General features: G+C 44.6%; 10 protein-coding genes and 2 tRNA genes. 11 read left to right on the forward strand and 1 reads right to left on the reverse strand.

The window, feature by feature from the left end; genetic code table 11:
* Positions 1-325: 325 nt before the first annotated feature.
* The 4 genes from EST42_RS06790 to EST42_RS06805 all read left to right on the forward strand — a co-directional run bounded on the left by EST42_RS06790 (position 326) and on the right by EST42_RS06805 (position 4,010).
* Complete coding sequence (locus tag EST42_RS06790; RefSeq protein WP_134644784.1) at positions 326-1,939, forward strand: glycosyltransferase family 4 protein; 1,614 nt, start codon at positions 326-328, stop codon at positions 1,937-1,939.
* Positions 1,939-3,453 carry a glycosyltransferase gene (locus EST42_RS06795; protein ID WP_134644791.1) on the forward strand — a complete coding sequence of 505 codons (1,515 nt, stop codon included), beginning with the start codon at positions 1,939-1,941 and terminating at the stop codon, positions 3,451-3,453. Before EST42_RS06790 ends, EST42_RS06795 begins: the two co-directional genes overlap by 1 nt.
* 83 nt (positions 3,454-3,536) lie before the next feature.
* The gene (locus tag EST42_RS06800; protein ID WP_134644785.1) at positions 3,537-3,719 is read left to right on the forward strand and encodes a hypothetical protein; all 183 of its coding nucleotides are present in this window, start codon (positions 3,537-3,539) and stop codon (positions 3,717-3,719) included.
* Positions 3,720-3,746: 27 nt separating this feature from the next.
* Positions 3,747-4,010 (forward strand): hypothetical protein, encoded by a 264-nt coding sequence (locus tag EST42_RS06805; protein WP_134644786.1) that lies wholly within the window; start codon positions 3,747-3,749, stop codon positions 4,008-4,010.
* Positions 4,011-4,143: 133 nt separating this feature from the next.
* On the opposite strand, the gene EST42_RS06810 is transcribed toward EST42_RS06805, so the two are convergent.
* A tRNA-Cys gene (locus EST42_RS06810) sits at positions 4,144-4,214 on the reverse strand.
* Between the two features lie 253 nt (positions 4,215-4,467).
* Here EST42_RS06810 and EST42_RS06815 point away from each other — a divergent pair.
* The 7 genes from EST42_RS06815 to EST42_RS06835 all read left to right on the forward strand — a co-directional run bounded on the left by EST42_RS06815 (position 4,468) and on the right by EST42_RS06835 (position 7,168).
* Complete coding sequence (locus EST42_RS06815) at positions 4,468-4,992, forward strand: lectin-like domain-containing protein (RefSeq protein ID WP_134644787.1); 525 nt, start codon at positions 4,468-4,470, stop codon at positions 4,990-4,992.
* Positions 4,993-5,052: 60 nt separating this feature from the next.
* Positions 5,053-5,445: a hypothetical protein gene (locus EST42_RS06820; RefSeq protein ID WP_134644788.1), complete on the forward strand. Its 393-nt coding sequence runs from the start codon at positions 5,053-5,055 to the stop codon at positions 5,443-5,445.
* The gene (locus tag EST42_RS06825) at positions 5,433-5,633 is read left to right on the forward strand and encodes a hypothetical protein (RefSeq protein WP_134644789.1); all 201 of its coding nucleotides are present in this window, start codon (positions 5,433-5,435) and stop codon (positions 5,631-5,633) included. The genes EST42_RS06820 and EST42_RS06825 overlap by 13 nt, the downstream gene beginning before the upstream one ends.
* Before the next feature lie 13 nt (positions 5,634-5,646).
* The gene (locus EST42_RS06830; RefSeq protein WP_134644790.1) at positions 5,647-5,874 is read left to right on the forward strand and encodes a hypothetical protein; all 228 of its coding nucleotides are present in this window, start codon (positions 5,647-5,649) and stop codon (positions 5,872-5,874) included.
* Positions 5,875-6,266: 392 nt separating this feature from the next.
* Positions 6,267-6,401 (forward strand): hypothetical protein, encoded by a 135-nt coding sequence (locus tag EST42_RS11440; protein ID WP_280633884.1) that lies wholly within the window; start codon positions 6,267-6,269, stop codon positions 6,399-6,401.
* Between the two features lie 75 nt (positions 6,402-6,476).
* Positions 6,477-6,647: a hypothetical protein gene (locus tag EST42_RS10550; protein ID WP_167711156.1), complete on the forward strand. Its 171-nt coding sequence runs from the start codon at positions 6,477-6,479 to the stop codon at positions 6,645-6,647.
* A gap of 448 nt (positions 6,648-7,095) precedes the next feature.
* A tRNA-Val gene (locus tag EST42_RS06835) sits at positions 7,096-7,168 on the forward strand.
* The last annotated feature ends 3 nt before the right edge of the window (positions 7,169-7,171 follow it).

Below are 7,171 nucleotides of genomic sequence, written 5' to 3' on the forward strand. Positions count from 1 at the left end.
TGCATTTAAATCAAACGTTAGATTTAAATTTGTTAATCCGAGTAAAATTCTGATATCGTTATTCATGTTGGGATATCCTTTCGAGGACATTTTTGGACAGACTGGTTGCAGCCGGGCTGTCCTTTTTTATTTTTACACCCAATAAACTAAAAAAGTTACCAACAACCAATCGCCTTAGTGAGTGGGCATCAGTACCAAATATTTTTAGAACCCGTTTTTTCATACAATAAGCCAAAGCTCACAATACAGTTTGTTTATGATAGTAACTGTTATAATAGTATTTAAAAATAAGTAATGAATACCGCTCATAAAAGGAGCAATGCCGATGAACTTTTTCGTTAATGCGACGATGCCAAAGCAAAAGTCTGGTATCGAACACGCGCAATTAAAGCGCTTTGAACTATTTAATAATCACCAGGTAGATTCGCGTATTATCTTGCGTGATTGGGATCCGGTTGCACACGTTAATGCGAATGCGGCTGGCATTCCTGACAGCCAACTAATTAATATGTTTGATTATTTTCAGGAAGCCGTTTCAGTGACGCCGAAAACGTTGCACGTACAAGAGATTGAATTTGGTGTACCGAACGTCCAATTCACTGACGAACCGGCGAATAATCGTTATTTGGTGACGGCACAGAACGGCCAATTGGTGGCCCGCGTGAACTATGACGCCACTGCCGATAAGCGGGTACGTTCAACTGAGTTATTTGATGGCTATAACAACTTATTTCGGGTTGATCACTATGACTCACGTGGCTTTGCGTCATTAATTCAGTGGTATACAACGGACAATCAAATTGGTACGGAAAATTGGGTGACCCCATCAGGTCGAACGGTTATTGAGACTTTTAATAAGAAGACCATGGCTGGGGAGTTTGTTAAATCTGGCTGGCGCTTAATTGAACATGGGGGTCACGTGATGCAGTTTGACACGATCGAAGAGCTAACGAAACACTTCTTTGATCGATTGAATGATGATTTCTGGTCAGAAGAGCAACCAAATGTTTTTGTATTAGATCGTTCACACCTAGGTGACTGGGGTCTTTTGCACTTGCGTAAACCGGCCTATGTGGTGATACCTCTTCACAATTCACATGCGGGCGATTCGCAAGATCCAATGCATGCCATTTTGAATAATCACTATGAATTTGCAATGAATGCACTTGATGAATATGATGCGGTTGTATCGGCGACCCATAAGCAAACGCATGACGTGAATGAGCGCTTCCGCCCTAAGACACGCCTCTTTACGATCCCAGTGGGAGTTGTACCAGACCGTCTGTTGCAAGCCGAACGGGTACCGGTTGCGCGTCGTGAATTCGGTAAGGTCATCGCGTTTGCCCGAATTGCTTGGGAAAAGCATCTTGATGACTTAGTTCGAGCGGTTGGGATTGTTCACAAGGAATTCCCACAAGTAACGCTTGATTTGTATGGTTATGCTGATCCAGCGGACAACTACAAAGCGCGTACTTCGGTTGAAGAAGCGATTCGTGAATATGGACTTGAAGGCGTTGTGACGATGAAGGGTTACACAACGGAGATTGACGCTGTCGAAAACAATGCGATGATGTATGGGCTAACTTCGCGGATGGAAGGCTTCAATCTGGCGATTATGGAAGCAATTTCACACGGTTTGATTGCCTTTTCATATGATGTTAATTATGGACCAAATGAAATCGTTGAAGATGACGTCAATGGTAATGTGGTGCCATACGAAGACTATGAGGCGATGGCCCAAGCAATGTTGAAGGTCTTACGCGACCCAGACTTAGCCCAACGTTATTCAACGGGAGCATACGAGTCGTCAGAACGTTATTCAGAAGAAAATGTGTGGCATGCTTGGCGTGAATTGTTGGATGATGCCGTTGCAGTCTGGCCTGCAAAACTTGCAGCAATACCGGCCCATGCCCGTGATTTGAACAAGGAGGCTGAATGATGAATTATTTTGTTAGTGAAAACGTCTTTACATTCAACTCTGGCACGGAACATGCCCAAGCTAAGCGGGTGCAATTGTTTACTGAGCAAGGACAATCAGCACAATATGTCACACGCAATTATAATCGTTTCTTGGCTCGAGATGCTGAGGCAATCGGTTTACGCGATGAACAAGTATTGAATATGTATGATTTCTTCCAGGGTGCAACTGATGTCCCACGCGAGGAAGTTTCACTGCGCTTGCTGCCCCAAATTCCATTGGATGAATACCACATTGAGGGACATGGCCCAAATTATTCAACGCTTAATCACGCTGGCCGTGAGTTAGCCCGCATTAACGTTATGCCGGCCACGGTCGGATTGGTTAACGATATTATCTACTATGACCGGTATGGTAATACTACAGTTCGTGAAAATTTTGATTGGCGTGGCTTTAAGTCATCGGTAGATTATTTCCATCCAGATGGTAATTTAGCGGTGCAAAAGATGCTGAATTTAGCTGGTGAGACGGTTATTGAAATCAGTCACATGAAGGTTAATGGCACGTTGTACCCAACCATGTGGAAATTGCTGAATTACAAGGGCCACGATTGGCGTTTTAATACGGAAGACCAACTATTTCTTTTCTTCTTGAACGAAATTACGGCTGAACATCCAGGTTCGATTCTGGTATCTGATCGACGGAGTTTGGATCACGTGGTTGCGGATGTACAATTCGCAGCGAATAAGTTTGCGGTTTTGCATGATATCCATACACCTGATATCAAGAATCCAATTCGCGGTAAATTATATGATGCCTATCTGAATGTCCTTGAGCGTCGCGTGCAAGATTTCGATGCGATTCTGGTACCAACACCTGAGCAACAAGCTGACTTGCAAAAGCGTTATCCGGGCGTTGATTTCCGGGTGGTGCCAGATACGTTTGTGCCACAAGTGCGATTGGCCGCACAACGCCTACGCTTGCCAGATCGTCAAGCAGGCAACATTTTGTTTATGGGTCGTTTGTCGCCTGAAAAGCGACCAGACCAAGCGATTCGTGCGTTGGCTCGGGTTGTTAAGTCAGTGCCGTCAGCGACGTTGACGTTCCACGGTTATCCAGCAAACTCAGAAATTTTGAATGAATTGAAGGCGCTGGCTAATCAGCTAGGGGTTACCAATAGTGTCATATTTGGTGATTACATCACCGGTGACGCTTTGTCCACCGCCTATCAACGGGCGCAAGTGATTGTGCAAACGTCAGTCGCAGAAGGGTTCGGTATGAACTTAGTTGAAGCGATGAGCTACGGGGTCCCAGTCGTGTCGTATGATATTACGTATGGGACGCGAGAATTGATTCATGATGGTGTGAATGGTTATGTCGTTGCAAATGGCGCGCACGGTGAAATGGCCGATCGCATTGTGTCAGTTCTGTCAGATGATGGTGTCTGGGCCGATTTATCAGCCGCAGCTTATGACAAAGCGGTGACGTTTAATGGTCATGCTATGATGGCAGCTTGGCAACAAGCCTTACAATAGTAAAAAATAGAGCCCTCGCTAGGCAATTGGCGAGGGTTCTTGCGTATAATAGTGAAAAAAGAAGTTGGAGAATTGGGCGCACGATGGTGATTTTTGCCATCATCAATGTCGTGATTTGGTTTGTCGTGTGGTCATTAGTGAAATTCAATGCCTTTGGGCTACATGATTTAGCGTTGAAATTGATTAAGGCAAATTTCGTGAACGATGCATCGTCGCACAAAATTAATCATAGTGGCGCCTTTGGTGGGCTTGTGCCATTAACATAGCACAACTATTTAGGTAGTTTGGCCACGATGGCGATATCACTCATTTCAGTCCCTGTGACAACATTTTTTGCCGGTATTTTTCCACACAGCATTGTCGAAATGCCTATGCAATGGCTGGAATTTAGTATTGCTTGGGAAACTTTTTGTTTGATTTGGCAAAATATCCGGACGAAGCAAGGATGGTGGTATGGCGTAGATTGGCGTCGCGTGATCACCATTCTAATTGTGGTGGTGTTGCCAATGGCAATTGTGGGGGTGACATTGGGAGTTTTGTCACGCCGGCGTTGTTGAACATAGTTAATTAGCGTTACATTGTGTATATAATTTTTAAACATCAACAAAATGTAACGGTTACAAATTGTAAACGCTAGAAAAAAGAAAATCCCCAATCGGAGCGACACTTCCGATTGGGGATTTTCTTTAGAGGTAGTGACGGGAGTCGAACCCGCGATGGCGGTTTTGCAGACCGGTGCCTTACCACTTGGCTACACTACCAAATTAATCATAGTATTTGTACCACGAATACATATTATAGGGGAAATGTGAACATCTTGCAATTCAATAGGGCATTTTCTAAGATGTCAAGCAATATGCTTAATATCTTCACGCAATAGTTTAACCATTGTAACTTCTATTTTCTATCAATGAAAAGGAAAAATCGCCTCGTATCATACACAGTGAGGGGGGAGTCTCGTGACTTCCTGGAGTGGCGAGAATACATAAACAAGTAATGTATAGAAGCAGACTTATGGAAAAGAATGATTTTGCAAATGCGAATACGCAACAGGCAAAGCATCGCCGTATGTGGGTGACCACGAGGATGATGGCACTAACGGTTGGGGCAAGTATTGCTGGGCCAGAACTATTGGATGAAGTTCAGATTGAATTGGGGAATAATGAGCCACGCACGATGGTAACGAAAGATAGTTCACCGTTAGTTAAGGTGGGAAATGTGTTGTTTTCATCACGCACGGCAGCCGCGGAGACGATTAATAATGTGGTGGATGCCAATGGCGGTAAATACAATTTTAAATCAACGCAACCCCAAGTGACAACCAGCTTTACCCGTTCAGGAACCGGTTTTTCAAATACGAGTGGGTCGTATGACGGACAGAGTGCAACATTTACGACGTTGACGAATACATCGGGAAATGACCAAGGTACGATTGCTTTTAACAAGCAATTGGATATGACGGCTAACTGGACGATGAAATTTAATTTGAATTTGACGAAGTACAATAACTGGTGGAACGGCCGGTTTAATTACTGGTAACCCAGCAAATGGAGCTAGTGACTTCTTGGAACTAGTTTTGGCCCCGGTGGTTCGCTTGGAATGGGAGAAGAGGCAAAGACAGATAGTTCGGGTAATAAGACGGTTATACCAGGAATTTCGAATGCTGTTCAATGGGGAAGTGACTTTTGTCAAAATGAAGGTGATGCCACGAATTTGGTTAATCCGACTGATGGTACCGGTGGAAGTATTCTGGAATCTGACGGAAGTAATGGTACGCAAGTTCGTACAACCGACGCGAACGGTAAGTTGAATACAGTATCTGGATCGACTGGATTTCAGTCATTCGATCACGGTACTGGTAGTAGCCTGATGGGATTTAGTGGTCCGGGACCGGACAGTAAAACGGATGATGGCTGGGCCGACTCATCTGATCCCAATTTGGAAGCAGAAATGACGCCACGTATACGTATTCGAATGGCGTGGGAACACTGACGATTAAGGCTGATAACGGTACCTATACAGCTTCAAAGAAAATGACGATTACCGAGGCGTTAATTCAACGATGTGGCTTGGATTTAAGACTTCCGACGGTGCCATCCGTTGAATTGGGAACGGCAGGTACAAATTACGACTGGCAGAAAGTGACGGTTTTAACAAGCGGCCGTGAATTCGGGGGGTAAGGATGCCCAGAATATGTTGGTTGTGGCCAATGATGCTGTGACAGAAGCTAAGGCTGAAGCAGAGAAGGTGCTGTCAGATGCGGTATCTGATGCGATGAAGCAATCAGATGTGAGTTTGGCGGTGATTCAAGCAGATATTGAGCAGATTAAGGATGACATTTCGCAAATTCGGGCGATTGCGACGAAAAACTGGATAATCAAAAGATTGCGGGTTAGCTTTCGGATGCTAATATGCAATTGACGGAAGCAAAAAGTCGCTATCAAGCAGCTAAGGATCAATTGCAAGATCAGAATCAAACAACAACACATAGCGAATGTCGCTGACAAATTGCAGACGATTAGTGTTAAGACGACTGCAGCCGATGTGGATCAGAAGCAGGCCGACCAAGATTTGGCGAATGCAAAGTGGTGGCAGCTGATGATTTGGCGGATGCTAAGCAGCAAGCACTAGATGCGATTAAACAACAACTTGACCGTATTGATGAACAAATCAAGCAAATTGAATAGGACATTGCAGATCTGAATGATTTGGCTAAGCAACATCCAGATTTTCAGGCGGTTAAGGACGCGTTGGCGGATGCTAAGCAACAATTGAATGATGCATAACATGCTAAGCAAACAGCGCAAGATCAATTGCGACAGATCGGCCAAGCGACAACGCCCGATGGGGTTAATACGCTAAATGATGACGCGACAACGCCAGATGATATTACGAAGTCCGTTAACCAAATTAAGGTCGACCAAGTAGTGGGTCAGCAAGTGATGTAAACAGCGTAACAGCTACTATCGGACGCACAAACCACCGCGGCAGGTCTATCATCCACGGCGATAGTTGTACAAGCGGTGTCGGCAGGTCAAACTGTCCCAGCTTCAGCGATATTGGCATATACAGTACCACAGACGGTGGCGGTGCCTAGACCGGTAGTGACGATTACGGAAACAGGTGCGCCTGAGTATCGTTGTGCCGGTATGCCGCTGGCATCGATTGATCAAGCGACGCTTGCTGTTGGGTAAATAATCGGTGAACGGACATTGGCCGGGGTGGCAGCTTACCGTGCGTTAGATAATCAAGGAGCGCGGATTCGTTATCGGATGTTAACAAGACGTAGCAACAAGATAGTCACGCGACATTATTGCGCCATGGTTGGCAGATGCCTTGCTACTTATCAGGTCGTTTCATGACCGATTGGCACTTGAGTGTAGCTAATGTTGTGACACTATTATTCTTCGGAAGTTTCCTCGGATGTTTCTTTTTACCAGCAAAAAAAAAGAAAAAGAAGAAGAATAGTTAATCGTAGATGCTTATATAGCAAGGATTTATAGCAAATGCACACAATGAATATTCATTGTGTGTATTTTTATTTTAAAAAAGGGGTTGCAAAGGTGTAGATATGTATGTATAATAATTTTTGTTGTTGAGCGAGGTTATCAAAAACAAAGCGAAGCACGAAACAAATGTCATGGACGTTTAGCTCAGCTGGGAGAGCACCTGCCTTACAAGCAGGGGGTCACAGGTTCGATCCCTGTAACGTCCATAT

Source organism: Weissella cibaria (genome assembly GCF_004521965.1).
Taxonomy (GTDB): Bacteria; Bacillota; Bacilli; order Lactobacillales; family Lactobacillaceae; genus Weissella; species Weissella cibaria_A.